The organism is Amycolatopsis australiensis (genome assembly GCF_900119165.1).
Classification (GTDB): domain Bacteria; phylum Actinomycetota; class Actinomycetes; order Mycobacteriales; family Pseudonocardiaceae; genus Amycolatopsis; species Amycolatopsis australiensis.
In genome coordinates this window covers 4,798,841-4,822,918 of record NZ_FPJG01000006.1, presented here as the reverse complement: position 1 = coordinate 4,822,918, position 24,078 = coordinate 4,798,841, and the positions used below count along the sequence as shown (strand labels likewise).

The following is a 24,078-nucleotide window of genomic DNA, read 5'->3' as shown; positions in this document are numbered from 1 at the left end:
ACGCGCCCCGCCCGCTCGCCGGGCGGGGCGCTTCGTCGTCACGGGATCCGCAGGGCCTTCATGCGGTTGTACAGCGTCGAACGGCTGACACCGAGCGCCCGGGCCGCCTCCGCCTTGTTGCCGCCCGCCGCTTCGATCGCCGTCACGATCACCTCGCGCTCCGCTTGCCGGAACGGGGAATCCGGCGGTGCCGGGGCACGGTGGGAGGCAGGCAGATCGGCCGGGAGCACGTCACCCGCCGACCGCTTCGCGGCGACCGCGCGGATCACCTGCCGCAGCTCCGCCAGGTTGCCCGGCCACGGCTGGGCCGCCAGCACGGACAGCGCCCCGGCCGTCAGCCGGGCCCGCGGTGCCTCCTCGCCGAGCATCTTCTGCGCGAGCAGCGGGATCTCGTGCCGGCGCCGGCGCAGCGGCCGCAGCTCCCGGCGCTCCCCGCACCGGACGGCGATCGCCACCGGCGGCGCCGGTGCCGACGTCGAGGTCAGCACGACGTTCCGCGGGGCGCCGCGCAGCCGCGCCGCCAGCATGGCCGCCGCCGGCCCGGACAGCAGCTGGACGTTTTCGACGACCAGCGGCGGGCCGCCGGTGCCGAGCAGCCGGACGGCGTCCGCCGTCCACCGCTTCTCCCCGGCCCGCTCGATCTCGGCCGCGTCGAGCGTGACCGCGCCGGCGCCGGCCGCGGCGAGCGCCTCGGTCGTCCGGCCGCCGCCGAGTTCGCCGACGATCAGCAGGGGCCAGCCGGCCCCGCGGCCCGGCCCCGGACGGTGACGCGCGGGCTCGATCGTGATGTCGACGAGGGCGCCGTCCGTGCCCTCGACGGGTGTACAGCCCAGCCGGACCACGCGCCCGGAGGCCAGCGTGAGCCGTTCCGTCCCGCGCCCCTGCTCCGCGCACGCCCGCAGCGCGGCGTGGTCGGCCGGATCCAGCAGGTCGAGCGCCGGCTGCGTGGCCAGGACGAGGCCGTGGCCGAGCACCACGACCCGCCGGTCGCGGCGCCGGGCGGCCGCCTGGAACGCCGCGAGCAGCCGCCGCTGGACGTCGGGCGCGCCCGACCGCAGCCGCTGCTCGATCTCGGCCACCAGGTGCCGCACCAGCGGTGGCGCCAGCCGGTCGTCCCGACCCAGCGGTGCGGCGAGGTCGAGGACCCCGGCCACCCGGCGGGTGACGGGATGGATGATCGGATGGCCGTAGCAGGTGAACCCGTGGAACGCGGGCATCGGGTGCTCGGGCCCGCGCAGCAGCAGGCTCTCGCGCGTCTCCAGCGGGGTCCCGACGGCGTTGGTGCCGACGTCGGCTTCGCCGAGCCGGACACCGGGTGCGACGCCGAGCGCGGCGACCTCGCGGCCGAACGGGACGTCGCCGTACCGGATGTCGAGGACCCGGGCTCCGCCGTCGGCGAGCAGCAGCGCGATCGGGCTGCCCCGCAGGTCGCCCTGCACCCGGTCGAGGACGGGCCGGGCCGCGCGGGCCAGACCGGTTTCGGGGCGGCCGGCGACGCTCACCGGTCCACCGCCCCGGCGCTGGGGCCACCGCTCATACAACATAATATTTCATACGTGCGGTTCGGCGGTCAACGAGCGCCGGGGCGGGGAACGGCGGGTCAGTAGAGGGTGTAGCCGCCGTCGACGGCCAGCGTCACGCCGGTGACGAAGGCGGCCGCGTCCGACAGCAGCCACATAGCCGCCTGCGCCTGCTCGACCGGTTCGCTGCCGCGCCGCAGTGCGTGCGTGGCGGCGACCGTCTTTTCGTACTCGGGGTTGAGTTTCAGGTACTCGACGTACATCGGCGTGCGCGCGGTGGACGGCCCGATGGCGTTGACGCGGATACCTTCCTCGCCGTACTCGGCCGCGGCCGCCTTCGTCAGCCCCATCAGCGCGTGCTTCGACGCGGTGTACTCGGCGGCCAGCGGGATGTAGACGAACGCGCCGACCGAGGCCGTGTTGACGATCGATCCGCCGCCCGCCCGGCGCAGCGCCGGGACCTCGTGCTTCATGCAGAGGAACGGGCCGGTCACGTTGACGGCGAAGACCCGGTCGAACTCCTCGCGCGTGATTTCGCCGAGTTTCTTGCCGTGGTTGGGCACCCCGGCGTTGTTGAACGCGCCGTCGAGCCTGCCGTAGGCGGACTCGGCCGCCGCCACCATGGCCGCGACCTGGGCTTCGTCGGTGACGTCGGTGGTCACGAACTGGACCTGGTGGCCCCGGCCTGCCAGTTCCGCGGCGAGCGCCTCACCGGGCCCGGCGTGCACGTCCGCGATGGTCACGAGCGCGTCGTTCTCGGCGAACAGGCGTACCGCCGCTTCGCCGATGCCGCTGGCGCCACCGGTGACGATGATCGAACGTCCTGCGATTCCGCTCATCAGAGTGTCCGTTCCCGCCTAGACGGCGATGTCCATCTCGGGGCCGACGTACTCCTCGGCCGAAATCGCCTTGCCGTCCTCGACCGTCACCACCTGGATCACGTGCACCCGGGCGGCCGCGAGCGTGGCCGAGGTCTGCACGAAGAAGCCCTTGCCGGTGAGGGTGTAGCGGGGGTTCTCGAACTCCGGCAGCCCGCCGCGTTCGTGGACCGCGTCGACCGCCTCCTCGACGGTGATCCACTTGTCGTCGGTGCTGTGCCAGACGCGGCAGCCGGCGGCGCAGAGGCCGTGGAAGGCGTCGACGTCGGAAAGGGCGCGGATCCAGCCCTGGGCCAGTTCTTCGGTGGTCGTCGTTGACATGACGGAGACGCTAAGCGAGCCCCGGCTGCGCGACTGTCCAGAAACCTGGACACTTCGGCCCGCTCCGGACGCCGTCAGCGGTCCCAGAAGCCCTGCTGCTCCAGCAACGCCACCGCGCGCTCCCCGCCGTCCGCGAAGTGCTTCTCCACCAGCGACTTCGCGCGGGCCGCCGAGCGTGCGGCCAGCGCGTTGAGGATCCGCCGGTGGTCCTCGGACGCCTTGCCCGGCCAGTCCTCGTGGGCTTCGTAGAACCCGTGCGACACGGTCTTGGCCAGCAGGCCGAGGATCGAGACGAGCCGCCGGGAACCCGAGGCGTGGTTGATCCGGCGGTGGAACTCGAAGTTGAGCCGTTCCTGCTCCGCCGGGTCGGTCTCGGCCGCCATCCGGTCGGCGAGGTCCGTCAGCGCCTGGAGGCTCTCCGGTGACAGGTTCCGGGCCGCGCGCTCCGCGGCCAGCCCGGACACCAGGCCGAACACGCGGTAGTGGTCGCGGATGTCCTCGCGGGTCATCCGCGCGACGTAGGCGCCGCGGCGGGCGATGTGCTCGACGACGCCCTCGTGGTCGAGGGTGATCAGGGCCTCGCGGACCGGCAGCTTGCTGATGCCCAGCTCGTCGGCCAGCGCGTCCTGGTCGATCTTCGCGCCGGGGCGCAGCTGCCCGGAGAAGACCCGCCGCCGGATCTCCTGCGCGGCCATCGCCTTCAGGTTCGCGGGGCCGCCGCGGCGCGGTCCGGCCCCCGTGGTCTCGGGCATCGCCACGACGTCTCCCATCCCTGCGCCACCGCCCATGCGGATGAAGTATTACACGTACACGCGGACGGGTTGCAGCCTCCCAGCCGCCGTCGAACCCAGCTGACCAGGGGATCCTTGCGGCGCAGCGTGCGATGCGTCACGTGATTTCTGATAAAGTATTTTCTATTCGCCGATCATGGGTCATAGTGATGGGCATGGCAGCAGTGACCCCCGAGGACTTCCGCCCGATCCTGGAGCTGGTGCGCGACTTCGTCCGGTCGAAGGTGCTCCCGCGCGAGCAGGAGATCATGGACGGCAACGCGATCCCGGACGACCTGCGTGCGCAGGCCGCCGAGATGGGCCTGTTCGGCTACGCCATCCCCCAGGAGTGGGGCGGGCTCGGCCTGGACCTGACCCAGGACGTCGAGCTGGCGATGGAGTTCGGCTACACGTCGCTGGCGCTGCGGTCGATGTTCGGCACCAACAACGGCATCGCCGGGCAGGTGCTGGTCGGCTTCGGCACCGACGAGCAGAAGAAGCAGTGGCTCGAGCGCATCGCCACCGGCGAGGTCGTCGCGTCGTTCGCGCTCACCGAGCCGGGCGCGGGATCGAACCCGGCCGGGTTGCGCACGAAAGCCGTGCGTGACGGCGGCGAGTGGGTCATCGACGGGCAGAAGCGCTTCATCACCAACGCGCCGATCGCGGACCTGTTCGTGGTCTTCGCGCGGACCCGCCCGGCCGACGGCTCCGGCCCGGGTATCGCGGTGTTCCTGGTGCCCGCGGACGCGCCCGGTGTCGCGGTGGGCCCGAAGGACAAGAAGATGGGCCAGGAAGGCGCCTGGACCGCGGACGTCACCTTCACCGGCGTGCGCGTGCCCGCGAGCGCGCTCGTCGGCGGCGACGAGGACGCGGGGTACCGCGCCGCGATGACGTCGCTGGCTCGTGGCCGGGTGCACATCGCCGCGCTGGCCGTCGGCTCCGCGCAGCGGGCGCTGGACGAGTCGGTCGCCTACGCCGCCTCGGCCACCCAGGGCGGCACGCCGATCGGCGAGTTCCAGCTGGTCCAGGCGATGCTGGCGGACCAGCAGACCGGGGTGCTGGCCGGCCGTGCGCTGGTGCGCGAGACCGCCGCCCGCTACGTCTCCGGTGAGGACCGGCGGATCGGGCCGTCCGCGGCGAAGCTGTTCTGCACCGAGATGGCGGGCAAGGTCGCCGACCTCGCGGTGCAGATCCACGGCGGCACCGGCTACATGCGCGAGGTGCCGGTCGAACGGATCTACCGCGACATCCGGCTGCTGCGCCTCTACGAGGGCACCAGCGAGATCCAGCGGCTCATCATCGGCGGCGGCCTCGTGCGCCGGGCACGGAAATGACGAACCGCGCCGCGACGCGGGCCCGCGAAGCGGCCACGCTGCTGTTCGTCCCCGGGGACCGGCCGGAACGCTTCGCCAAGGCGGCCGCGGCCGGGGCGGGCCTGGTCGTGCTGGACCTGGAGGACGCCGTCGCGCCGGACCGCAAGGACTACGCGCGGGAGCAGGTCGGCGCCTGGCTCGAGCAGCACCCCGAGTGCGCGGTCCGCGTCAACGCGGCCGGCACGCCGTGGCACGACGAGGACCTGGCCGTGCTGCGGCAACGGCGGTGCACGGTGCTGCTGCCCAAGGCCGACCCGGCGAGCACGCGTACCGCGGCCGGGCAGCTCGGGGTGCTGCCGGTGCTCGTCGCGCTGGTGGAGACCGCGCGCGGGGTGCTGGACGCGCGGGAGACCGCCGCCGTCCCGAACGTCCAGCGGCTCGCGTTCGGCAGTTTCGACCTCGCCGCCGAGCTGGGCGCGGACCCGGCGGACCGCGACGCGCTGGCCGCGGCCCGCGGGGCGCTGGTGCTGGCCTCGGCGGCCGGGGGCCTGCCCGGGCCGATCGACGGCGTCACCGCCGATCTGCACAACGAACTGCTGCTCACCGACGAAGTCCAGTACGCGCGCCGGCTGGGTTTCACCGGGAAGCTGTGCGTGCACCCCAAGCAGGTCCCGGTCGCCGCCGCGGCGCTGCGGCCGACGCGGGAGGAAACCCGCTGGGCCCGGTCGGTGCTCGACGCGGCGGGCGACGGCGGGGCGGTCGCGGCCGGCGGGCAGATGATCGACAAGCCGGTGCTGGAGCGCGCGCAGCGCATCCTCCGGCAGGCACGAGAAGGGATCGGGCGATGACGCTCACCGACGACGAGAAGCAGATGGTGGCCCTGGTGGCGGAGTTCGTCGACGAGCGGGTCCGCCCGCGCGTGCGCGAATTCGAGGCCGACGACGTCTACCCGGCCGAGTTCATCGACGAGATGAAGGAACTCGGCTTCTTCGGGCTGCTCGCCCCGGCCGAGTACGGCGGCGTGGACGTCAGCACGGCGTGCTTCGCCCGGGTCACCGAGGAGCTGGCGCGCGGGTGGATGAGCCTGGCCGGCGCGATCGGCGGCCACTCGGTGATCACGTACCTGATCAAGACGTTCGGCACGCCGGAGCAGCGTGAGAAGTACCTGCCCGCCATGGCCGAAGGCAGGATCCGCGCCACGATGGCGTTGACCGAGCCCGGCGGTGGCAGCGACCTGCAGGCCATGCGCACCCACGCGGTGCCCACCGGCGGCGGGTACGCCGTCACCGGGGCCAAGACGTGGATCTCGAACGCCGCCCACTCCGGTCTCATCGGCCTGCTCTGCATCACCGACCGGGACGCGAAGCCCGCCCACCGAGGCATGAGCGTCCTGCTCGTCGAACCCGGCGACGGGCTCACCGTCTCGAAGAAGCTGCCGAAGCTCGGCTACCGCGGTGTCGAGGCGTGTGAGCTGGTCTTCGACGGCATGGCCGTGCCCGGCGACGCCGTGCTGGGCGGGACCCCGAACCAGGGGTGGGCGCACATGATGCGTGGTCTCGAAGTGGGCCGCATCCAGGTCGCCTCCCGCGCGCTCGGGGTCGGGCAGGCGGCGCTGAACGACGCCGTGCGCTACGCCCAGGAGCGCGAGTCCTTCGGCAAGCCCATCTGGAAACACCAGTCCGTCGGCAACCTCCTGGCCGACATGGCCACCAAGATGCGCGCGGCCCGGCTGCTCACCCTCGACGCCGCCGAGCGGCTCGACGCCGGGGAACGCGCCGACATGGAAGCCGGGATGGCGAAGCTGTTCGCCTCCGAGACGGCCATGCAGGTCGCCCTCGACGCGATCCGCGTCCACGGCGGTTACGGCTACTCCAAGGAGTACGACGTCGAACGCTACTTCCGCGACGCGCCGCTGATGATCGTCGGGGAAGGCACCAACGAGATCCAGCGCAACGTGATCGCCGCCCAGCTCGTCGCCCGCAACAAGATCTGAGGACCACCATGACTTTGCTGACCGGCCGGACCGCGGTCGTCACCGGCGCCGCGCAGGGCATCGGCTTCGCCATCGCCGAACTGTTCGCCGCCGAAGGCGCCCGCGTGGTCATCGGCGACATCGACGGTGACGCGGCCACCCGTGCCGCGGCGAAACTCGGCGGCATCGGCCTCCGCTGCGACGTCACCGACGCGGCCGATGTCGACGCCCTGCTGGCCCACGGCGTCGACATCCTGGTGAACAACGCCGGGATCACCCGCGACGCGACCCTGCGCACGATGACCGAAGACCAGTTCGACCAGGTGATCAACGTCCACCTCAAAGGTACCTGGAACGGCGTCCGCAAGGCCGCGGCGATCATGCGGGAACAGAAATCCGGCGCGATCGTCAACCTCTCGTCGCTCTCGGGCAAGGTCGGCATGGTCGGGCAGACGAACTACTCGGCCGCCAAGGCGGGGATCGTCGGGCTCACCAAGGCCGCCGCCAAGGAACTCGCGCACCACGGCGTGCGCGTCAACGCCATCCAGCCCGGCCTGATCCGCACCGCGATGACCGAGGCCATGCCCGCGAAGGCGTGGGACCAGAAGATGAGCGAAATCCCGATGGGCCGCGCCGGCGAGGTCGGCGAAGTCGCGTCCGTGGCGCTGTTCCTGGCTTCCGATCTCTCGTCGTACATGACCGGCACCGTCCTGGAAGTCACCGGCGGACGGTTCATGTGATGCGCACGGAGGAACTCCTCGACCCGGCGCCGGTGGCGGCGCTGGCCGCGCTGCTCGACGACGGCCTGCCCGCGCCCCGCCCGGGCGAGGAGCTGCCGCCGCTGTGGCACTGGGTCGCGCTCCCCCGCTGGCCGGTTTCCTCCGAGCTGGGCTCCGACGGCCATCCGGCGCGCGGCGCGTTCCTGCCCGAGACCGGCCTGCCCCGGCGGATGTTCGCCGGCGGTGAGGTGGTCTTCCACCGGCCGCTGCGCGTCGGCGGAACCGTGACCCGCGAGTCCACAGTGGAGTCGGTGACGCCCAAGGAAGGCCGGTCCGGGAAGCTGGTGGTCGTGGTCGTCCGCACGCGGCTGTCCGATGTGGACGGACTGTGCGTCGAGGAACGTCAGGATCTGATCTACCGCGAGCGCGGCACTCCCACCGAGCCGGGACCGGCCGCGTCCGATCCGGCCGGGGCGCCGCTGCGCCGGGCCGGGCAGGGCGTCTGGGACTTCGCCACCGACCCGACGCTGCTGATGCGGTTCTCCGCGGCCACGGCGAACCCGCACCGCATCCACTACGACTGGCCCTACGCCACCGGCGTCGAAGGCTATCCCGGCCTGGTCGTGCACGGCCCGCTGATGACCCTGGCCATGGCCGAGGTCCTGCGCCTGGACTCCCCCGGTGACCGGGTGCGCCGCGTGACCCACCGGAACCGGGCGCCGCTGTTCTGCGGCGAACCCGCCCGGGTGACCGCGCGCGCCGGCGAGGTCGAGCTGACCGGCCCCGACGGCCGGGTCCGCACCACCCTCGCCGTCGAACTCCACGAGGAAGGCACTCCCCATGCGTGACGCTGTGATCTGCGAGCCCGTCCGGACCCCGATCGGCCGCTTCGGCGGCTCGCTCAAGGACGTGCCCGCGGCCGACCTCGGCACGATCGCGCTCACCGCGCTGCTCGACCGCACCGGCCTGCCCCCCGAGGCGATCGACGACGTCATCCTCGGCCACTGCTACCCCAGCGCGGAGGCCCCGGCGATCGGCCGCGTGGTCGCGCTCGACGCGGGCCTGCCGGTGACCGTGCCCGGCATGCAGGTCGACCGCCGCTGCGGGTCCGGGCTGCAGTCGGTGCTGCAGGCCGCGGTGCAGGTCCAGGCGGGCGTGAGCGACCTGGTCATCGCCGGTGGCGCGGAAAGCATGAGCAACACCGTCTTCTACGCCACCGGGATGCGCTGGGGCGCCAAGGGCGCGGGTGTCATGCTGCACGACTCGCTCAGCCGCGGCCGCCAGACTCCCGGCGGCAAGCACCACCCGGTGCCCGGCGGGATGCTCGAAACCGCCGAGAACCTGCGCCGCCGGTACGGCATCAGCCGCGAAGAGCAGGACCGCCTCGCCGCGGAGTCGCACCGACGCGCGGTCGCCGCCCAGCACTCCGGCGTCTTCGCCGAGGAGATCGTCCCGGTCCCCGTCGAGACGCGGAAGGGCCGGGTCGTCGTCGACACCGACGAGCACCCGCGTCCGGACACCACGCCCGAGACGCTGGCCGCGCTGAAACCCGTGCTGGGCAAGCAGGATCCCGAAGCGACGGTCACCGCGGGCAACGCGAGCGGCCAGAACGACGCCGCCGCGATGTGCGTCGTCACCCACCCGGACCGGGCCGCCGAGCTCGGCCTGCGCCCCCTCGTACGGCTCGTCTCCCACGGCGTCGCCGGTGTCGGACCCGAGGTGATGGGCATCGGTCCCGTCCCGGCGTCCGCGCTCGCTCTCGGCCGCGCCGGGCTCAAGATCTCCGACATGGACCTGATCGAGCTGAACGAGGCGTTCGCCGCGCAGGTGCTGGCCTGCACCCGCGAGTGGGGCTTCGGCGACGCCGACTTCGACCGGCTCAACGTGCACGGCTCCGGCATCTCCCTCGGCCACCCGGTCGGCGCCACCGGCACGCGCATCCTCGCGACACTGTCCCGCGAACTGCACCGCCGCGAAGCCCGCTACGGCCTGGAGACCATGTGCATCGGCGGCGGCCAGGGCCTGGCGGCGGTGTTCGAGCGGGTGACGGCGTGACGCGCGTCTTCACCTCCCCGGCGGAGGTCCGCGCGGCCCTCGGCGAGGAACTCGGCCCCACCGGGTGGCTCGTCGTCGACCAGGCGCGGATCGACGCCTTCGCCGACGCGACCGGCGACCACCAGTGGATCCACACCGACCCGGTCCGCGCCGCGGCCGGGCCGCACGGCTCGACCATCGCGCACGGGTACCTGACCCTGTCGCTGCTCCCGCTGTTCGGGCGGGAGCTGTTCCGGCTGGACTTCGGCAGCGCCCGGCTCAACTACGGGCTCGGCAAGGTCCGGTTCCCGGCTCCGGTGCCGTCCGGGGCGCGGATCCGCTCGACCGCGGCGTTCACCGACGTGACCGAAGGCCCGGCGGGCCACACCGTGACCACCCGGTACGTCGTCGAACTCGACGGCGGCGGCAAGCCCGCCTGTGTCGCGGAAACGCTGGTCGTGGTGACCGGATGAGCACCGAGTTCTGCCGTCTCGACGAGGCCGTCGCCCGGCACGTCCGGGCGGGTGACGCGCTGCACGTGATGATGGGCCACAGCCGGTGGAGCGCGCTGGTGCGCGAGGTCGCGCGGCAGCACTGGGGCAAGCCGTCGCGGTTCACCCTCATCATGGCCAGCCTGTCGTCGCTCGGCGCGGTGCTGTTCCGCTCCGGCTGCCTCGAAAAGGTCGTGACCGTCTACTCGGGAGACTCGTTCCCGGTGTTCACCCCGAACCCGGTGTTCCAGCGGGCCTACACCGACGGCACGGTCGAGGTCGAGAACTGGTCGTTCCTCAGCTACATCCAGCGGCTGCGCGCCGCGGCCACCGGGGTGCCCGCGGTGGTGACCGGCTCGGTGCGCGGCTCGTCGATGGCCGGCAACGACGCCTACACGGAGGTCGAGGGCCCGTTCGGGCGGGTCGGCCTGGTCGCGCCGCTGGTCCCGGACGTCGCGCTCGTGCACGCGGCCGTCGCCGACCGCCACGGCAACCTCGCCATCGCGCCGCCGATGTTCGAGGGCTCGGTCGGCGCGTTCGCCGCCCGCCGCGGGGTGCTGGCCACCGTCGAGAAGGTGGTCGACGATCTCCGCCCGTGGTCCCCGCTGGTCCGCATCCCCGCGCACCGCGTGCTGGCGGTCGTCGAGGCGCCGTTCGGGGCACACCCCGGCGGGGTCTTCCCCGGGCCGGAGGGCGCGCGGCTGCCGGTGGACGGCTACGCCGAAGACGTCGAGTTCTGGATCGCCGCCCGCGAGGCGAGCCGGTCGGCCGGTTTCGACGACTGGATCCGCGAGTGGGTCCTCGGCCCCGCCGACCACGACGCCTACCTCGCCAAACTCGGCGAACCCCGGCTCGGCGAGCTGACCCGCACGCTCGGGCGCCCCACCCCGCCCACCGGCCGCGGCGAGCACACCGGACCGGTCACCCCACCCGAACGCGCCGCGACATGGCTCAGCGACCTGCTCCGGGCCCGGATCGCCGACACCGGCGCCGACGCGGTGCTGGCCGGCGCCGGGCTGGCGAACCTGGCGGCCTGGGTGGGTGTCGAGAAGGCGAAGGCCGACGGGTGCCGGGTCGCGCTCGCCGCGGAACTCGGGCTGTGGGACTACACCCCCACCGAAGGCGACCCGTTCATCTTCAGCTTCGCCGGCTTCCCGGCCTCGTCGATGCTCCTGGACACCGAACAGGTGCTGGGGAACCTGGTGAACGGGCCGCACACGCGGTCGATCGCCTGCGTCGGCGCGGCGCAGATCGACCGGCACGGCGACATCAACACCACCCGCATCGACGGCGGCCCGTACCTGGTGGGCTCCGGCGGCGCGAACGACGTCGTCACCAACGCGGACGAGACCCTGGTCGTCGGCACCATGAGCCCGCGCCGGTTCATCGAGCAGTGCGGCTACGTGACCAGCCCGGGCGAGCGCGTCCGGGCCGTGGTGACCGACCTCGGCATCCTCACCCGCCGCGACGGTGAACTGGTCCTCACCCACCTGGCACCCGGCGTGGACGTCGAGCACGTCCGATCCCGCTGCGGCTGGGACCTGAGCGTGGCCGCCGACCTGGCGCAACTGCGGGCCGTCTCCGACGATGACGTCCAGCAGCTGCGGAAGTACGACCGCGAGGGCCTGTTCCTCGGGAAGGGAAACGCATGAGCCGCTACGCACGTTTCGCACACCTCCGGGTGGACGGACCGGACGACGAAGGCGTCCTGGAGCTGGTGCTCGACGCGCCGAACCTCAACGCGGTCAGCGAAGCCGCCCACGCCGACCTCGCCGACATCTGGCGCGAATTCGACCGCGACCCCGGCGTCAAGGCGATCCTGCTCCGCGGCGAGGGCAAAGGCTTCTCCGCCGGCGGGTCCTTCGACCTCGTCGAGAAGCTGGCCACCGACTACGAGACCCGCACCCGCACGATGCGGGAGGCCCGCGACCTCGTCTACAACGTCATCGACTGCTCGAAACCGATCGTGTCGGCCATCCACGGCCCGGCCGTCGGCGCCGGACTGGTCGCGGGCGTGCTGGCGGACGTCTCGGTGGTGACGGCGGACGCGAAGATCGTCGACGGGCACACCCGGCTCGGCGTCGCGGCCGGCGACCACGCGGCGATCTGCTGGCCGCTGCTGTGCGGCATGGCCAAGGCCAAGTACTACCTGATGACGTGCCGCCCGCTCACCGGCGCCGAGGCCGAGCGCATCGGCCTGGTCTCGTTGTGCGTCGGCACCGCCGAAGAACTGCTGCCGACCGCGCGGGAGATCGCGCACGAACTGGCCGGCGGCGCCCCGAACGCGATCCGGTTCACCAAGCAGAGCCTGAACATGTGGTACCGGCAGGTCGCCGGCGCGCTGTTCGACTCCTCCCTGGCGCTGGAGTTCTACGGCTTCGGTGGTCCCGAAGTGCGGGAAGGGCTCGCGTCGCACCGCGAGCGCCGCAAGCCCGACCCCACGCGGTGGCAGGGATGACCGGGCCGCTGTCCGGGCTGCGGGTCGTCGAGCTGTCGAGTTACGTGGCGACGCCGCTGTGCGGGCTCACCCTGGCCCAGCTCGGCGCCGACGTCATCCGCGTGGAACCGCTCGGCGGCGCGGCCGACCGCACCCGCTGGCCCCTCGCCGATTCCGGGACGAGCCTCTACTGGTCCGGCCTCAACAAAGGAAAGCGCGCGATCGCGGTCGACCTCGAGTCCACTGAGGACCGCCGGCGGATCGCCGACTTCATCGTCCGGAGTGGACCGTGCGCGGTCGTCGCGAACACCGACCGCCATCCCGAACTTTCGTACCGGGCGTTGTCCGCGCGACGGCCGGACCTGATCCACGTGCTGCTATCCGGCCGGGCGGACGGTGGCGCCGCCGTGGACTACACCGTCCAGGCGGGCACCGGATTCCCCTGCCTCACCGGGCCGCCGGGCTCGCCCCCGGTGAACCACGTCCTTCCCGCCTGGGACGTCGCCGCCGGGCTCTACCTGGCCATCGGCCTGCTCGCGGCCGAGCGGCACCGGGTGCTGACCGGCCGCGGCCGCGCGATCGAGGTCGCCTTGGAGGACGTCGCCCTCGCGACCGCGGGCAACCTCGGCTACCTGGCCGAAGCGCAGGTGACCGACCACGAGCGGGGCAAATCGGGCAACGACGTGTACGGCACGTACGGCCGTGACTTCGTGACCGCGGACGGGATCCGGCTGATGCTGGTGGTGCTGACGCAGCGCCACTGGACCAAGCTGATGTCGGCCACCGGCCTCACCGGCACGTTCGCCCAGCTGAGCGAGTCGCTCGGCATCGACTTCTCGTCGGAGTCCGCGCGTTACGAGCACCGCGACCTGATTTCGACGTTGCTGGCGCGATGGTTCTCGCGCACCTCGTTCCGGGAGGCGGCGGAAGTGCTCGACCGGCACCGCATCCTCTGGCAGCGCTACCGGACTTTCGCCGAGCTGGGCCCGGCGCTCGGCGAGCTGGATCTGTTCACGGAGATCGACCAGCCCGGCGTGGGCCGCCACTGGGCGCCGGGCTCCCCCATCCGGATCGACGGCACCCGCCCGGCGCCGGGAATCGCGCCCGCCGTGGGCGAGCACAACGACGAGCTGCTCGGGCCGGGGACCTCCGGCAGAACCACTTCCCGGCCGGCACGCGGCCACCGCGGCATCGCGTGAACCCGCCGGACTTCCCGAAGCGGCAGTTCGGCTCAGGGAGCCGACCACCTCTTCGCATATATAATGTTATCTTCGTCGGGTGATGAGCTTTTTCGAGGCCGGCGGCGAACTCCTCCACCCCCTGCCCGCGGCCCGCGCGCACTGGGGCGGCGGCGGGCAGTTGCGCGGCATGGTGACGAGCGGAGCGCTCGCCCGCGCCGCCGAGTCGGCCGTGACCCGTTCCGGCGGCGCCGGGTTGCTGCGGCCGGCACGCTGGACCGTCGACCTGCTGCGCCCGGCCGGTTTCGAACCCTGTCGCGCCACCGCCGAGGTGGTGCGCCGAGGACGGCGGCTGTGCCTCGTCGAAGCGGCACTCCGGCAACGCGAGGTGCTGGTCGCCAGGGCGACCGGGCTGTTCCTGGCCGCCGGCACACCGGTCACCGGCAACGTGTGGGCACCGGATGACGCACCACCGCTCCCGCCGCCGGGCCTGCGCCCGTCGACGACCGAACCACGGGTCTACTACAGCGAGAGCACCGGCTGGACGAGCTCGCCGGAGCCGCACCAGAATTCCGGCCGGAAGATGCTCTGGGCCTTCCCGCAGGAGCTCGTGCGGGGCGAACGCCCCACGCCGTTCCAGCACGCAGCCATGGTCGCCGATCTGGTCAACCTGGTGACGAACTGGGGCGACGCCGGCCTGGAGTTCATCAACGCCGACCTCAGCCTGGCCTTGTCCCGCCCACCGGCCGAAGACCTGCACCTGGGCCTGTCCACGATCCACCGCGCCGAAGACGACGGCGTGGCGGTGGCGACCGCGGCGGTGTTCGACCGCGACGGCGCGTTCGGCACCGTGACGGGCACCGCGATCATCGCCGCCGCCCCGGTCGACCCGCGCCGGGTCGTGGCCGGCGCCGGGGAAAGGGCCCAGCAGGCACCCTGAACAGGTCTCGCACCCGACGACATCCGCGGTGCGGGCCGGAAGGCGCCGTTGCGAACGAGCCGACCACCGTGGCCGTCGCGCGGCACGGGTGACGCGGTTACTTGTCCGCGGTGAGCTTCCCGGCAGCGCCCCAGCTCTCGGCCGGGAACTCGTGGATCCACACCTGCACGGTCTCGGGCGGCAGCGAGTACGCGGCGACGAAAGCGTCGGTGATCCGCTTCACGAGTTCGCGCTTCAGCTCGACGCTGCGCGGTCCCTGCTGGACAGTCACAATGGGCATTTCTTCCTCCTCGGAAACGGGTTTCGGACCGACCCCAGTCCACCGGAGAAGCCCGGCGCCACCAAGGAGCAGTCCGTGCTCGCTGCGATCAGCGATCGTGATCGCGGGATACTGGCCCCGTGGAACTTCGCCAGCTCCGGTATTTCGTGACCGTCGCCGAGGAACTGCACTTCGGGCGAGCCGCGCAGCGGCTGCACATCGTGCAGGCCGCGGTGAGCCAGCAGATCCGGAAGCTGGAGCGCGAACTCGGCATCGATCTGTTCGACCGGTCGCCCCGGACAGTACGGCTCACCACGGCGGGCCAGCTGTTCCTGCCCGAGGCACGTGCGGTACTCGCCGCGGAAAGCCGGGCGAAGGCCCGGATCGCCGAGCTGACCGCGACGAAGTCGGCCGTGCTGCGGCTGGGCACCAGCAACGGCCTCGGCGAGCACCTGGACCGGGTACTGGACAGGCTGTCCGCGCTTGTCCCGCGGCTGAGCGTCGAGCTGGTTTCGGCCGCCACCGAGGCCAGGCTCGACCGGGTCCGGGCACACACGCTGGACGCGACGTTCGTCCGCGGCGTCACCGCCGCCCCAGAGCTGCGGCTGATCCCGCTGTGGCGCGATCGGCTGACGGTGGCCCTGCCCGCCGGGCACCCGTCGGCCGCGACGGAAGCCGTTGATCTCGCCGAGTTGGCGGGCCTGCCGCTGCGGCTGGCCGACCGCGCCCGCAACGCGCCGCTGCACGACCTGATGGTGGCGTCCTGCCGGGCAGCGGGATTCGAGCCGGTGTTCGGCGCGCCGGCCGGCCACCTCCAGGACAGCCTGGCGATGATCGGCAACGGCGGCGCCTGGACTGTGGTGTACGAAGCCCAGGCGCGACGGCTGGTGGCACCCCGGGTCGCGTTCCGCGCCCCGGCGACGCCCATCAGGATGACCACGCTGCTCGCGACGTCGGAGACGAACCCTCCGTGGTGCCTGGACGAGCTGCTGCGCGCCTGCGATCACGATGCGTGAACGCAGCGGTCCTCATCGCTGGTCGTCGCGCCCGGTCTCCCGGTGGAGTGGAGCCCATCGGAAAAACCGAGAAGGACTTCATGCACGCCATCACGATCCGCGAACCCGGCGGCCGAGGCGCCGGACCCGCGTCCCCCGGCGAGGTCCTGGCCCGCGCCGCCGGGGTGAACCGCGCGGCGCACGTGTTCAGCGTCAGGGCCGGATCCCCGGCCTCGAATGCTCGGGCACGATCACGGAACTCGGCGAGGGCGTCGGCGGCTGGCGGGTACGCGGAGCGAGTCGTGGTGCCCGCCCGCAGTTGCTGGCGGTCCCGGACGGCGTCGGACTGCCCGAGGCCGCCGCGCCGCCCGAAGCCGCGTGCACGGTATGGGCCACCATCAAGCCGGGAAGGCTGCGCATGGGCGGCGTCCCGCTCGTGCACGGCGGCGCGGGGCGGCATCGGCACGCACGCCCATCCAGGTCGGCAAGGCGCCGCCGTCGTGGCGCGCTCGGGCGCGGTCAGGACCGTCCGCAGTCGAGCTGGCTCGCCACCGCGAACCCGCCTTCCGCGGCCGTCGCGGTGAACCGCACGTACCGCGCCGGCCGGGGACTGAACTTCGCGCGCTTCAGCGTCTTGTCCGCCGCCCAGCCTCCTCCCGCCGCCGGGGTGAAGCGGACGCCGCCGGTGCTGGTCTCGACGCGGAAGCCGGTGACGTTGCCCGTGGTGACGTACTGGCCGTTCACCTGGTCCTGGCGGGGCAGGTAGCTGACCATGTCGATCCCCGGCCGGACGGTGCCGAGGTCCAGAGTCACCGACTGCGGCAAGGCGCCGGTGGTCTGCCAGAGCGTCTGCTGCGCGCTGCCGTTGTAGTCGCTGTAGCCGTCGATCGCCTTCGCCGCATCGCCGCTGGTTGCCGTCGCCGCCACCGGCGTCAGCGGGTGGCGCAGCCGGTCGGGCCGCGGTGGCAGCGGCGGACGGGCCGGATCAGGCCGCCACAACGCCCCGACCTCCCGCAGCCGGGCGACGACGGTGTCGTCGAGCAGGCCACGCGGCCCCGGTGGGCAGTTGAGGATGAACGTCGACCAGCGGGGTTCCAGCCGCTCGAGGTGCCGGTGCACGATGTCGTCCGCGGTCAGCAGCGACGTCGTGGGCGTGCTCGGGTGCCAGAACCAGCCGTTGGCCGCGATCGTCTGGCCCTGGCATGCCGCATAGGTGTTGTCCGGCGCGGTCCACACGCCTTTCGGCTCTTCGTAGAACACGACGTCGGTGCCCCACGGTTCGGTGATCCCGGTCAGGCAGACCACCGCGCACTGCGGCTGCAGCGACCGGATGTGGTCGCGGATCTCACCGTAGGGCACCTCCCGCAAACCCATCTGCCACGACCAGCCGTCGATGACCAGCGCCGGAATCTCCCCGTACCGCGTGAGCAGCTCGGTCAGCTGGCCCTTGACGAAGTCCAGGTCGGCCCGGCTGACGGAACCGGCCGCTATCCCCTGCGTCCGGTCCCAGATGGAGAAGTACAACGCGGGCACCAGACCCCGGGAGCGGAACGCGCTGACGTATTCGGCGACGACGTCCTGGCGGCAGGAGCTGTTCGCCACCGTGTAGCCGGTCAGTTTCGACGGCCACAGGCAGAACCCGTCGTGGTGCTTGGTGGTCAGCACCCCGAAGGTCATCCCGGCCGCCTTCGCCCACTGACCGCAGTCCAGCGCGGCCGGCGCGAACGACTTCGGGTCCTGGTCACTTCCAGCCGGTGGTGAGGAGCGCCACGATGTCGGGCTCGAGGCCGGAGGGTGGGCAGGGTGTCGCCAGCGTGCGTCTTCGCCTAGGGCAAGATGTGCGGAAAGGCGCTGGCAGGGGTCTTGCGCTGCGACTTGCGAGAGGAATCGAGCCGAGGTGTTTCGTGAGGTCCCGGTGCTTCCGGTGGTGGTTCCCGTCGCGGCAGCGATCTTCCTGACCATGCTGTGGCACCTGCACCGCCGCGACCGCCTCTCGGCACCACGCGCCGTCGTCGCTCTTGCCCTCTGTGTTTACGCCGCCGGAGTCGTCGCGAACACAGTGTTCCCGATCTTCTTGAACAAGCCCGCCCAAACCGCGCTGTGGAAGGTCTACGTCGTGCCGCTCACCGGGTACGAGGTCGGCGACGCGGTGACGAACATCCTGGTCTTCATCCCTGTCGGGATACTGGTGCCGCTACTTCTGGCCAAGGCTCCATGGTGGCGCGTAGTGGCCGTGGCCGCCGCGTTCAGCCTGACGATCGAACTGGCCCAACTGGTCACCGGAAACCTCTTGGGCGGCGGCCATGTGGCCGACGTGAACGATCTGCTCTCCAACACAGCCGGCGCTGCGCTCGGCTTCGGCCTGTTCTCCATCTTGTCTCGGATGCCGGTCGCTGCCGATCTCATCAACCGGTTCCGCTGGCGCTGACCCGCGTTCTTGCGGCCCGGCGGTGCGGTGCAGCGGCAACCCATGATGCGCGCCGCCACGCTCCTGCAAACCACAGATCTCCCGACGCAGCCGTGGGGGCTCAACGACCCAGCCGACTTCCGCGAGCAATTCAGCTCCGCGGCCGGAGTCCACCCCAACCGCTCGGGCCGCCGCGTTGCTCGCGCAATCAGCGGCTTCCCCGACGCGCCTTGCCGACCTGTCAAGTGGCGCTGCTGAACGGCGCGGAGCAGGCGACCCGCCCCGGCAACAGCGCGGCCGAGGAGAGCGCGGGAGTGCACGGACGCAGCACCGCGGGCAGGCTTCCGCTACCGCACCACCGTCTGCGACAACAGCGATTCCGCGTCCGGCCCGTGGGCGGCCCGGCCGGGGCCACGCCGGCGTGCCGGAGGTGGGGCGATGCCCCCGGCCACGAGCTGCGCGTGCCGTACACGCTGTGCGGCGCCGCGCAGGCGACCTGGTCGCACGAGCCGGAGCTCTGGTAGTCCTGGTCGCGCCCCTTGCCGTGCCAGGCAGACCTGCACGGCGTGCGAGGTGTTGTTGAAGGTGGTGCCGCACACGATTCCGGCACGGCAGCCGCCCATCGGCCGGACGACCTGGCCGGGCTCCGCCGGCGCCGCCTCGGCGGCGGTCGCCCCGGCCGCCACCAAAGCCAGGGCCGCCGCCGTCGCCCCGAGCCCGTACCGGCCATCCGCCCTCGTGCTTCGCGAAATTCGCTTCACGAAAGATTTTCCCTCGGTTCCTCGTGGTGCCGCTTGGCACGTCTCCAGTCGTAGCCGCTGATCTCCGGCTCGTGCGGCCCCCGCTCGGCCGTCCACCCCGACCAGCGTCAGGCGGCAGCGCGGCGGGTGGCCCAGCGGAACAACTCGTCCGCACCCCACGCCAGCACCGGCATCGGGAGCAGCCTCGCGACCACCCACGCCCGGCCGGCAACGGCCTGCCGGGGTCAAGCCATCACCCCGGAACCCGCAACGGCACGACCGGCCAGGAACCGCCCGAACCGGACTTCCATGACGCCGCAACGGGGTTGATCCGTGTGTCGGGTCGGTCCTACTCTTCAGCGTCGATGCTTGCCGAGGAGGACCGATGCGGGGCGCCAACCTCAGCCGTGGCCGCTTGCTGGCCGTTTCCTGTGCACTGTCCGCCGGCCTGCTGGCCGCGACCAGTCCCGCGGCGGACGCGGCGCCGGCGCCGGTGTTCTCCCCCGGTGCGCCAGGCGCCGGGGATCCGTACTTCCCCGACATGGGCAACGGCGGCTACGACGTCAGCCACTACGACATCCGGCTGACGTTCGACCCCGGGACCCACGCGATCGACGCGACCACGACGATCTTCGCCACGGCCACCCAGAACCTCTCCCGCTTCGATCTCGACTTCCAGGGACCGCTGACGATCGGCAAGCTCTCGGTGAACGGCCTGAACGCCACCTTCACCCGCAGCGGCGCCCAGGAGCTGGTGATCACCCCGCCGTTCGGGCTGCGGCAGGGCAGCGCGTTCGTCGTCTCGGTGAGCTACGCCGGTGTCCCGCAGCAGATCGACGACCCCGCGCTGGGCCTTTCCGGCTGGGTCGCCACCAAGGACGGCGCCGTCGCGCTCAACCAGCCGATCGGGGCGGCCACCTACTACCCGGTGAACGACACCCCCGACGACAAGGCGACCTACACCCAGACCATCACCGTGCCGGCCGGGCTCACCGTGCTGGCCAACGGTGAGCCCGGGCCCACCACCACGCACGATCACCAGACCACCTTCCGCTGGTCCATGAACCGCCCGATGGCCAGCGAGCTGAGCATGCTCGCGATCGGCGGCTACCACGTCACCCGCGGCGTGACGGCAGGCGGTCTGCCCGACATCACCGCGATCGGCCAGTCGATCGACACCAAGCCCGGTCAGGACACCGTGTTCAACCAGACCACGGCCCAGATCGTCCAATGGGAATCGTCGATGTACGGGCAGTACCCGTTCGATTCGACCGGCGGCATCCTCGCCGATGTCGGGGTCGGCTACGCCCTCGAGACGCAGAGCCGGCCGGTCTACGACCAGAAGACCAGCGACGTCGACGGCGACCTGCTCGCCCACGAACTCGGCCACCAGTGGTTCGGCGACAGCCTCACCCCGGTGCACTGGTCGGACATCTGGCTCAACGAAGGCTTCGCGACCTACTCGGAGTGGCTGTACCAGGAGAAGTTCAACAACGTCCCGGTGCAGCAGACTTTCGCCAAGGCCTACGCCGACGAGAAGGACTGGAGCGGCGAAGTCGCCGACCCCGGACGTGATCACATCTTCGACGACCTGGTCTACAACCGCGGCGCGATGACCCTGCAGGCGCTGCGCACGAAGATCGGCGACCGCGCCTTCTTCGACGTCCTCAGGCAGTGGCCGGCGGCCCACCGGTACGGCAACGTCTCGACGCGGGATTTCATCGAGTTCGTCGAGCGACTGACCGGCCGCGACCTCGGCTCGTTCTTCCACGCCTGGCTTTACCAGCCGGGCAAGCCGAAGCTCTGACCCGGCTCCTCCGCCGGAAGACCCGCGACGGCCGGCGGCTGATCCAGCAGAACAGGAACTCGCCGTTTCGGGTCCGGGAATTCATCTCCGGCAGCGAAGCCGTGCTGACCGCCGGCCGTGGCCGGATCCGAAGGTCTCCGTGCTCGGCTCCCACCGGACCGCCGGGCGCACCGGACGACGTGGTGTCCTTCGAAAGTTCGCGCTCACTGCCCGGTGGCTCGGTCGAAATCGTCTGCTCGCCGCCCGCCTGAACCCCGGACCTGCGGCGTCACCGGCCGGTGAACGCGGCTTTGCGCCGCTCGAGGAACGACCGGACGCCTTCCTTGCCGTCGGCACTGGCGAGCAGCCGGGTGACGGTCGGGGTGAGATCGTCGATGGCGGCCGAGTCGCCGTGGTCACGCGCCCGGTGCGCCGAGGCGAGGACCGCGCGCACGCCGAGAGGTGCCGCGTCGTCGGCGATGCTGTGGGCGATTGCGCGGGCGCGTTGCCGGGGATCGGCGACGACCTCCTGGACCAGCCCGATGCGGTGGGCTTCGGCGGCGTCGAACTCGTCGCCGGTGAGCATCCAGCGCATGGCGTTGCCCCAGCCGGCTTCGCGGGGGAAACGCAGGGTCGCTCCGCCGAACGGGTAGATTCCGCGGCGGACCTCGAGCTGGCTGAAGCGGGCGTCGGGGGCGGCGACCCGGATGTCGGCGGCCAGGAGCAGCTCGATGCCGAGCGTCAGCACCCGGCCCTGCGCGGCGGCGACCACCGGCGTCGTCCAGTGGCCGTCCAGCCGCCACGGATCGCGCCCGTCGGCCGGGTGGAGTGCGGCACCGGCCTCGATCACCGGAGCGACGTCGGCGAGGTCGAGTCCGGCGGTGAAGTGCTCACCGTGGGCGAACAGCACTCCGGCGCGCAGGCCGGGGTCCGATTCGAGCAGGGCGTAGGCGCGGGAGAGGTCGTGCAGCATCGCGCGGTTGAACGCGTTGCGCTTGTCGGGGCGGTTGAGGCCGATCAGCAGGACGTGACCGTCGCGGGCGAGCGTGACGGTGCCGTGGTCGGATTCGAGGTTCATCTGGTTGCTCCTTGGTTGTCGGACCAGCCCGGTCCACCGGCTACCTCGGACTGCTCGCTTCACCTCAACCGCTGCGCGTTGAGCCAGACGGTGCCGGGGTTGAGCCGCTCCGGGTGGCGCCGGGTCAGTTCGTCGAAGAATTCGCGTGGCGCGGGTTTCCCGGCGAGCACCCGCTGTGCGGTGCGCAGGTAGTCCGCGGTCTCGTCGAGGATGCCGGGATCGTCCGGCCGCCGGGGATCCTTGTGGCCGGCGACCACGGCGGCCGGCCGCAGGGCCCGCACCTGGTCGAGGGCGCCCAGCCAGGCGTCGATGCCGCCGTCGAGGCCGCCGTCGGCGAGGTACTGGTGCACGTTGTTGTAGGCGACGTCACCGGCGACGACCAGCCCGAGCGCGGGCACGTGCAGCACGGTGGAGTCGTCGCAGTCGCTGTGGCCGACCTCGACCGGGATCAGCCGGTGTCCTTCGAGGACGATGCCATCGGCAGGCAAGGGCCGGGCGACGACCGGGGTGTCGGGGATCTGACCGGGGAAAAGCTTGTCCCAGAACGCTTTTCGCGGCCCGGTCACGGAGGCGTGCATGAGCCGGATGGTGCCTTCGGTGGCGTGAACCGCCGCCCCGGGGAAGCGTCCGGCCAGCGATGCCGCGCCGAACCAGTGGTCGCCGTGTCCGTGGGTGACGTAGATCTGGCTCAACCGCTTGCCGGAACGCTCGATCCAGTCGCCGACCTGCCGGGTCTGCTCCCTCGTGAACGGCGGGTCGACCAGGACGGCATCAGCCGCGCCGGAGATGAGCGTCGTCGAGAGCGGCGACCACAGCTGCGGCTCGCCGGTGGGCAGCGTGCCGGTGGTCGGGATCGGCTCGGACACGAACACTTCGTACGACAGCGCTGCCGTACCGGACTCGGGCATATGCTGCTCCTCAGTCGGCTAGTACCTATCTTGAAGATAGGAACTTTCCCCGAGATGGTCACTGAGGAGTGAGCCATGCCACATCGCGAACTGGACGTCGATTCCCTCCGGCCGTACTGCCCGTACTACGCGGCGGCGATGGACATGCTCGGCCGCCGCTGGGCCGCGACCGTGTTGCGCGCGCTGCTGGGCGGCGCCACCCGGTTCAGCGACATCGCCGGCGCTGTTCCCGGCATGACCGACAAGCTGCTGTCGCAGCGCCTGAAGGACCTCGAAGCCGACGGGCTCGTCGAGCGAAGCGTGCAGCCCACCACCCCGGTGCGCATCGAGTACCGGCTGACCCCGAAGGGTGCCGCGCTGGGCAAGGTGCTGCTGGAACTCAACCGGTGGGCGCTGGAATGGGTCGAACTTCCCGCTGACCGCTGATGACGGCGAAGACCCCTGGCCGTTATCCGGCATACGGCGGGGAAACCCGGCCTCCACGAACAACCCCGTCTCCCCGGGCGCGGCCCGGCGTCGAGCGGCGTGCCCAAGTGAAGGCATGCCCCGCCCGGCCCGCCGCAGGACCGCCGGGCGTACCACCCAGCGTGACGGGTCACGAGCCGACAGCGGGCACCGGCACCGCCGCCGAGCGGGTCGCGCGACGCAGCCGGGCCAGTGACAGCACGTGCAGTGCCGCGTCGAGGGGCACCACCGTCGTCGGGATCAACGCGAGCGGCAGCAGGGACATCGCCGCCGTCGACGGGGAGACCGGCAGGATCGGGTGGGTCGCCAGGCCGCCCAGCAGGCCCAGCGTCACCGCGACGACGAGGTCCAGCAGGCCGAACACGTTGAACCACACCGCGCGGCGGCGGTTCCAGCGACGCGCCAGCACGATGGCCGCGACGCCGATCGCCATGTCGCCGAGTCCCGCGGGCAGCGCGAACACCGCCGGCAGCGTGCCCTGGACCATGGCGATCAGGAACAGCACACCCAAGACCCGCACCGCGTGCGGCCACGCCGGCCGCGGCGTCGCGCCCGATGCGGCCAGGATGCGGCCGAGCGCCGGAATGCGGGCCGCCAGCAACGCGGCGATCAGCGCGGCGAGCGCGGCCACCCCCAGCCACGGCACCACCGCGTCCGGGTCGTGGTAGACGTCGTTCGCGGCCAACGCCGCACTCGTCCCGACCCACGCGCCCCACACCGCGCCGACGGTCACCGCCACCGCGGCCGATCTGCGGGGCGGCAGCCCCGTGGCCAGCCCGCCGCGGTACAACGCCACCGCCGCCACCGACGGCGTGGCCACCGACCCGGCGAGCACCAGCATCCACACGACCATGACACACCCCTCAC

At 72.1% G+C, this 24,078-nt stretch carries 24 protein-coding genes; 15 read left to right on the top strand and 9 right to left on the bottom strand.

The genetic code is table 11. The features are described from left to right. Positions 1–38 precede the first annotated feature (38 nt). The 4 genes from BT341_RS23855 to BT341_RS23840 all read right to left on the bottom strand — a co-directional run bounded on the left by BT341_RS23855 (position 39) and on the right by BT341_RS23840 (position 3,489). A complete protein-coding gene (locus BT341_RS23855; protein WP_072478394.1) occupies positions 39–1,502 on the bottom strand; it encodes a helix-turn-helix domain-containing protein in 1,464 nt (487 codons plus the stop codon). 98 nt (positions 1,503–1,600) lie between these two features. Beyond that, positions 1,601–2,359 carry an SDR family NAD(P)-dependent oxidoreductase gene (locus BT341_RS23850; protein WP_072478393.1) on the bottom strand — a complete coding sequence of 253 codons (759 nt, stop codon included), beginning with the start codon at positions 2,357–2,359 and terminating at the stop codon, positions 1,601–1,603. Positions 2,360–2,377: 18 nt separating this feature from the next. Further along, positions 2,378–2,719 carry a hypothetical protein gene (locus BT341_RS23845; RefSeq protein ID WP_072478392.1) on the bottom strand — a complete coding sequence of 114 codons (342 nt, stop codon included), beginning with the start codon at positions 2,717–2,719 and terminating at the stop codon, positions 2,378–2,380. A gap of 74 nt (positions 2,720–2,793) precedes the next feature. Continuing rightward, complete coding sequence (locus tag BT341_RS23840; protein ID WP_084742981.1) at positions 2,794–3,489, bottom strand: GntR family transcriptional regulator; 696 nt, start codon at positions 3,487–3,489, stop codon at positions 2,794–2,796. Positions 3,490–3,665: 176 nt separating this feature from the next. Here BT341_RS23840 and BT341_RS23835 point away from each other — a divergent pair, with 176 nt between their 5' ends. The 11 genes from BT341_RS23835 (at position 3,666) to BT341_RS23785 (ending at position 14,573) form a co-directional block, all read left to right on the top strand. Continuing rightward, positions 3,666–4,823 (top strand): acyl-CoA dehydrogenase family protein, encoded by a 1,158-nt coding sequence (locus tag BT341_RS23835; RefSeq protein ID WP_072482154.1) that lies wholly within the window; start codon positions 3,666–3,668, stop codon positions 4,821–4,823. After that, positions 4,820–5,650 (top strand): HpcH/HpaI aldolase/citrate lyase family protein, encoded by an 831-nt coding sequence (locus BT341_RS23830; RefSeq protein ID WP_072478391.1) that lies wholly within the window; start codon positions 4,820–4,822, stop codon positions 5,648–5,650. The genes BT341_RS23835 and BT341_RS23830 overlap by 4 nt, the downstream gene beginning before the upstream one ends. Next, positions 5,647–6,795, top strand: coding sequence for an acyl-CoA dehydrogenase family protein (locus tag BT341_RS23825; protein WP_072478390.1), 1,149 nt, complete (start codon positions 5,647–5,649; stop codon positions 6,793–6,795). The genes BT341_RS23830 and BT341_RS23825 overlap by 4 nt, the downstream gene beginning before the upstream one ends. Before the next feature lie 8 nt (positions 6,796–6,803). Next, positions 6,804–7,514, top strand: a complete 711-nt coding sequence (gene fabG, locus BT341_RS23820; RefSeq protein ID WP_072478389.1) for a 3-oxoacyl-ACP reductase FabG — start codon at positions 6,804–6,806, stop codon at positions 7,512–7,514. Continuing rightward, on the top strand, positions 7,514–8,341 hold the full coding sequence (locus BT341_RS23815; RefSeq protein WP_072478388.1) for an HTD2 family dehydratase: 828 nt from the start codon (positions 7,514–7,516) through the stop codon (positions 8,339–8,341). Before fabG ends, BT341_RS23815 begins: the two co-directional genes overlap by 1 nt. After that, the gene (locus tag BT341_RS23810) at positions 8,334–9,548 is read left to right on the top strand and encodes an acetyl-CoA C-acetyltransferase (protein WP_072478387.1); all 1,215 of its coding nucleotides are present in this window, start codon (positions 8,334–8,336) and stop codon (positions 9,546–9,548) included. Before BT341_RS23815 ends, BT341_RS23810 begins: the two co-directional genes overlap by 8 nt. Next, positions 9,545–10,000, top strand: coding sequence for a MaoC family dehydratase (locus tag BT341_RS23805; protein WP_072478386.1), 456 nt, complete (start codon positions 9,545–9,547; stop codon positions 9,998–10,000). The genes BT341_RS23810 and BT341_RS23805 overlap by 4 nt, the downstream gene beginning before the upstream one ends. Continuing rightward, positions 9,997–11,670 carry a CoA-transferase gene (locus BT341_RS23800; RefSeq protein ID WP_072478385.1) on the top strand — a complete coding sequence of 558 codons (1,674 nt, stop codon included), beginning with the start codon at positions 9,997–9,999 and terminating at the stop codon, positions 11,668–11,670. The genes BT341_RS23805 and BT341_RS23800 overlap by 4 nt, the downstream gene beginning before the upstream one ends. Next, on the top strand, positions 11,667–12,476 hold the full coding sequence (locus BT341_RS23795) for an enoyl-CoA hydratase/isomerase family protein (RefSeq protein WP_072478384.1): 810 nt from the start codon (positions 11,667–11,669) through the stop codon (positions 12,474–12,476). The genes BT341_RS23800 and BT341_RS23795 overlap by 4 nt, the downstream gene beginning before the upstream one ends. Next, positions 12,473–13,654, top strand: a complete 1,182-nt coding sequence (locus tag BT341_RS23790) for a CoA transferase (RefSeq protein ID WP_072478383.1) — start codon at positions 12,473–12,475, stop codon at positions 13,652–13,654. Before BT341_RS23795 ends, BT341_RS23790 begins: the two co-directional genes overlap by 4 nt. A gap of 82 nt (positions 13,655–13,736) precedes the next feature. Further along, positions 13,737–14,573: an acyl-CoA thioesterase domain-containing protein gene (locus BT341_RS23785; protein ID WP_072478382.1), complete on the top strand. Its 837-nt coding sequence runs from the start codon at positions 13,737–13,739 to the stop codon at positions 14,571–14,573. 97 nt (positions 14,574–14,670) lie between these two features. On the opposite strand, the gene dmpI is transcribed toward BT341_RS23785, so the two are convergent. Beyond that, a complete protein-coding gene (gene dmpI, locus BT341_RS23780) occupies positions 14,671–14,853 on the bottom strand; it encodes a 4-oxalocrotonate tautomerase DmpI (RefSeq protein ID WP_072478381.1) in 183 nt (60 codons plus the stop codon). A gap of 119 nt (positions 14,854–14,972) precedes the next feature. On the opposite strand from dmpI, the gene BT341_RS23775 reads away from it, so the two are divergent. Further along, the gene (locus tag BT341_RS23775; RefSeq protein WP_072478380.1) at positions 14,973–15,848 is read left to right on the top strand and encodes a LysR family transcriptional regulator; all 876 of its coding nucleotides are present in this window, start codon (positions 14,973–14,975) and stop codon (positions 15,846–15,848) included. A 498-nt stretch (positions 15,849–16,346) separates the two neighbouring features. On the opposite strand, the gene BT341_RS23770 is transcribed toward BT341_RS23775, so the two are convergent. Next, positions 16,347–17,789 (bottom strand): alpha-L-fucosidase, encoded by a 1,443-nt coding sequence (locus tag BT341_RS23770; RefSeq protein WP_072478379.1) that lies wholly within the window; start codon positions 17,787–17,789, stop codon positions 16,347–16,349. Between BT341_RS23770 and BT341_RS23765 the strand changes: the two genes are divergently transcribed. Together BT341_RS23765 and BT341_RS23755 are read left to right on the top strand one after the other, a co-directional pair. Then, complete coding sequence (locus tag BT341_RS23765; protein ID WP_245805084.1) at positions 17,752–18,255, top strand: VanZ family protein; 504 nt, start codon at positions 17,752–17,754, stop codon at positions 18,253–18,255. The two genes, BT341_RS23770 and BT341_RS23765, sit on opposite strands and share 38 nt — an antisense overlap. Before the next feature lie 1,104 nt (positions 18,256–19,359). Then, positions 19,360–20,781: a M1 family metallopeptidase gene (locus BT341_RS23755; protein ID WP_245805083.1), complete on the top strand. Its 1,422-nt coding sequence runs from the start codon at positions 19,360–19,362 to the stop codon at positions 20,779–20,781. A gap of 268 nt (positions 20,782–21,049) precedes the next feature. On the opposite strand, the gene BT341_RS23750 is transcribed toward BT341_RS23755, so the two are convergent. Continuing rightward, entirely contained in the window at positions 21,050–21,838 is a 789-nt protein-coding gene (locus tag BT341_RS23750; RefSeq protein WP_072478377.1) for a crotonase/enoyl-CoA hydratase family protein, read from the bottom strand. Positions 21,839–21,897: 59 nt separating this feature from the next. Beyond that, positions 21,898–22,746, bottom strand: a complete 849-nt coding sequence (locus BT341_RS23745; RefSeq protein WP_072478376.1) for an MBL fold metallo-hydrolase — start codon at positions 22,744–22,746, stop codon at positions 21,898–21,900. A gap of 75 nt (positions 22,747–22,821) precedes the next feature. On the opposite strand from BT341_RS23745, the gene BT341_RS23740 reads away from it, so the two are divergent. Then, on the top strand, positions 22,822–23,172 hold the full coding sequence (locus BT341_RS23740) for a winged helix-turn-helix transcriptional regulator (protein ID WP_072478375.1): 351 nt from the start codon (positions 22,822–22,824) through the stop codon (positions 23,170–23,172). A 169-nt stretch (positions 23,173–23,341) separates the two neighbouring features. Here the strand turns inward: BT341_RS23740 and BT341_RS23735 are convergent, their stop codons facing one another. Further along, complete coding sequence (locus BT341_RS23735) at positions 23,342–24,064, bottom strand: hypothetical protein (RefSeq protein WP_072478374.1); 723 nt, start codon at positions 24,062–24,064, stop codon at positions 23,342–23,344. Between the last annotated feature and the right edge of the window lie 14 nt (positions 24,065–24,078).

Bases quoted from the DNA above. Each gene is read 5' to 3' on its own strand.
- BT341_RS23795 (WP_072478384.1), top strand. From the start codon at position 11,667: ATGAGCCGCTACGCACGTTTCGCACACCTCCGGGTGGACGGACCGGAC.
- BT341_RS23790 (WP_072478383.1), top strand. From the start codon at position 12,473: ATGACCGGGCCGCTGTCCGGGCTGCGGGTCGTCGAGCTGTCGAGTTAC.
- BT341_RS23750 (WP_072478377.1), bottom strand. From the start codon at position 21,838: ATGAACCTCGAATCCGACCACGGCACCGTCACGCTCGCCCGCGACGGT.
- BT341_RS23800 (WP_072478385.1), top strand. From the start codon at position 9,997: ATGAGCACCGAGTTCTGCCGTCTCGACGAGGCCGTCGCCCGGCACGTC.
- BT341_RS23755 (WP_245805083.1), top strand. From the start codon at position 19,360: ATGCGGGGCGCCAACCTCAGCCGTGGCCGCTTGCTGGCCGTTTCCTGT.
- BT341_RS23770 (WP_072478379.1), bottom strand. From the start codon at position 17,789: ATGGTCAGGAAGATCGCTGCCGCGACGGGAACCACCACCGGAAGCACC.
- BT341_RS23745 (WP_072478376.1), bottom strand. From the start codon at position 22,746: ATGCCCGAGTCCGGTACGGCAGCGCTGTCGTACGAAGTGTTCGTGTCC.
- BT341_RS23810 (WP_072478387.1), top strand. From the start codon at position 8,334: ATGCGTGACGCTGTGATCTGCGAGCCCGTCCGGACCCCGATCGGCCGC.
- fabG (WP_072478389.1), top strand. From the start codon at position 6,804: ATGACTTTGCTGACCGGCCGGACCGCGGTCGTCACCGGCGCCGCGCAG.
- BT341_RS23830 (WP_072478391.1), top strand. From the start codon at position 4,820: ATGACGAACCGCGCCGCGACGCGGGCCCGCGAAGCGGCCACGCTGCTG.
- BT341_RS23835 (WP_072482154.1), top strand. From the start codon at position 3,666: ATGGCAGCAGTGACCCCCGAGGACTTCCGCCCGATCCTGGAGCTGGTG.
- BT341_RS23825 (WP_072478390.1), top strand. From the start codon at position 5,647: ATGACGCTCACCGACGACGAGAAGCAGATGGTGGCCCTGGTGGCGGAG.
- dmpI (WP_072478381.1), bottom strand. From the start codon at position 14,853: ATGCCCATTGTGACTGTCCAGCAGGGACCGCGCAGCGTCGAGCTGAAG.
- BT341_RS23840 (WP_084742981.1), bottom strand. From the start codon at position 3,489: ATGGGAGACGTCGTGGCGATGCCCGAGACCACGGGGGCCGGACCGCGC.
- BT341_RS23785 (WP_072478382.1), top strand. From the start codon at position 13,737: ATGAGCTTTTTCGAGGCCGGCGGCGAACTCCTCCACCCCCTGCCCGCG.
- BT341_RS23850 (WP_072478393.1), bottom strand. From the start codon at position 2,359: ATGAGCGGAATCGCAGGACGTTCGATCATCGTCACCGGTGGCGCCAGC.
- BT341_RS23735 (WP_072478374.1), bottom strand. From the start codon at position 24,064: ATGGTCGTGTGGATGCTGGTGCTCGCCGGGTCGGTGGCCACGCCGTCG.
- BT341_RS23845 (WP_072478392.1), bottom strand. From the start codon at position 2,719: ATGTCAACGACGACCACCGAAGAACTGGCCCAGGGCTGGATCCGCGCC.
- BT341_RS23740 (WP_072478375.1), top strand. From the start codon at position 22,822: ATGCCACATCGCGAACTGGACGTCGATTCCCTCCGGCCGTACTGCCCG.
- BT341_RS23815 (WP_072478388.1), top strand. From the start codon at position 7,514: ATGCGCACGGAGGAACTCCTCGACCCGGCGCCGGTGGCGGCGCTGGCC.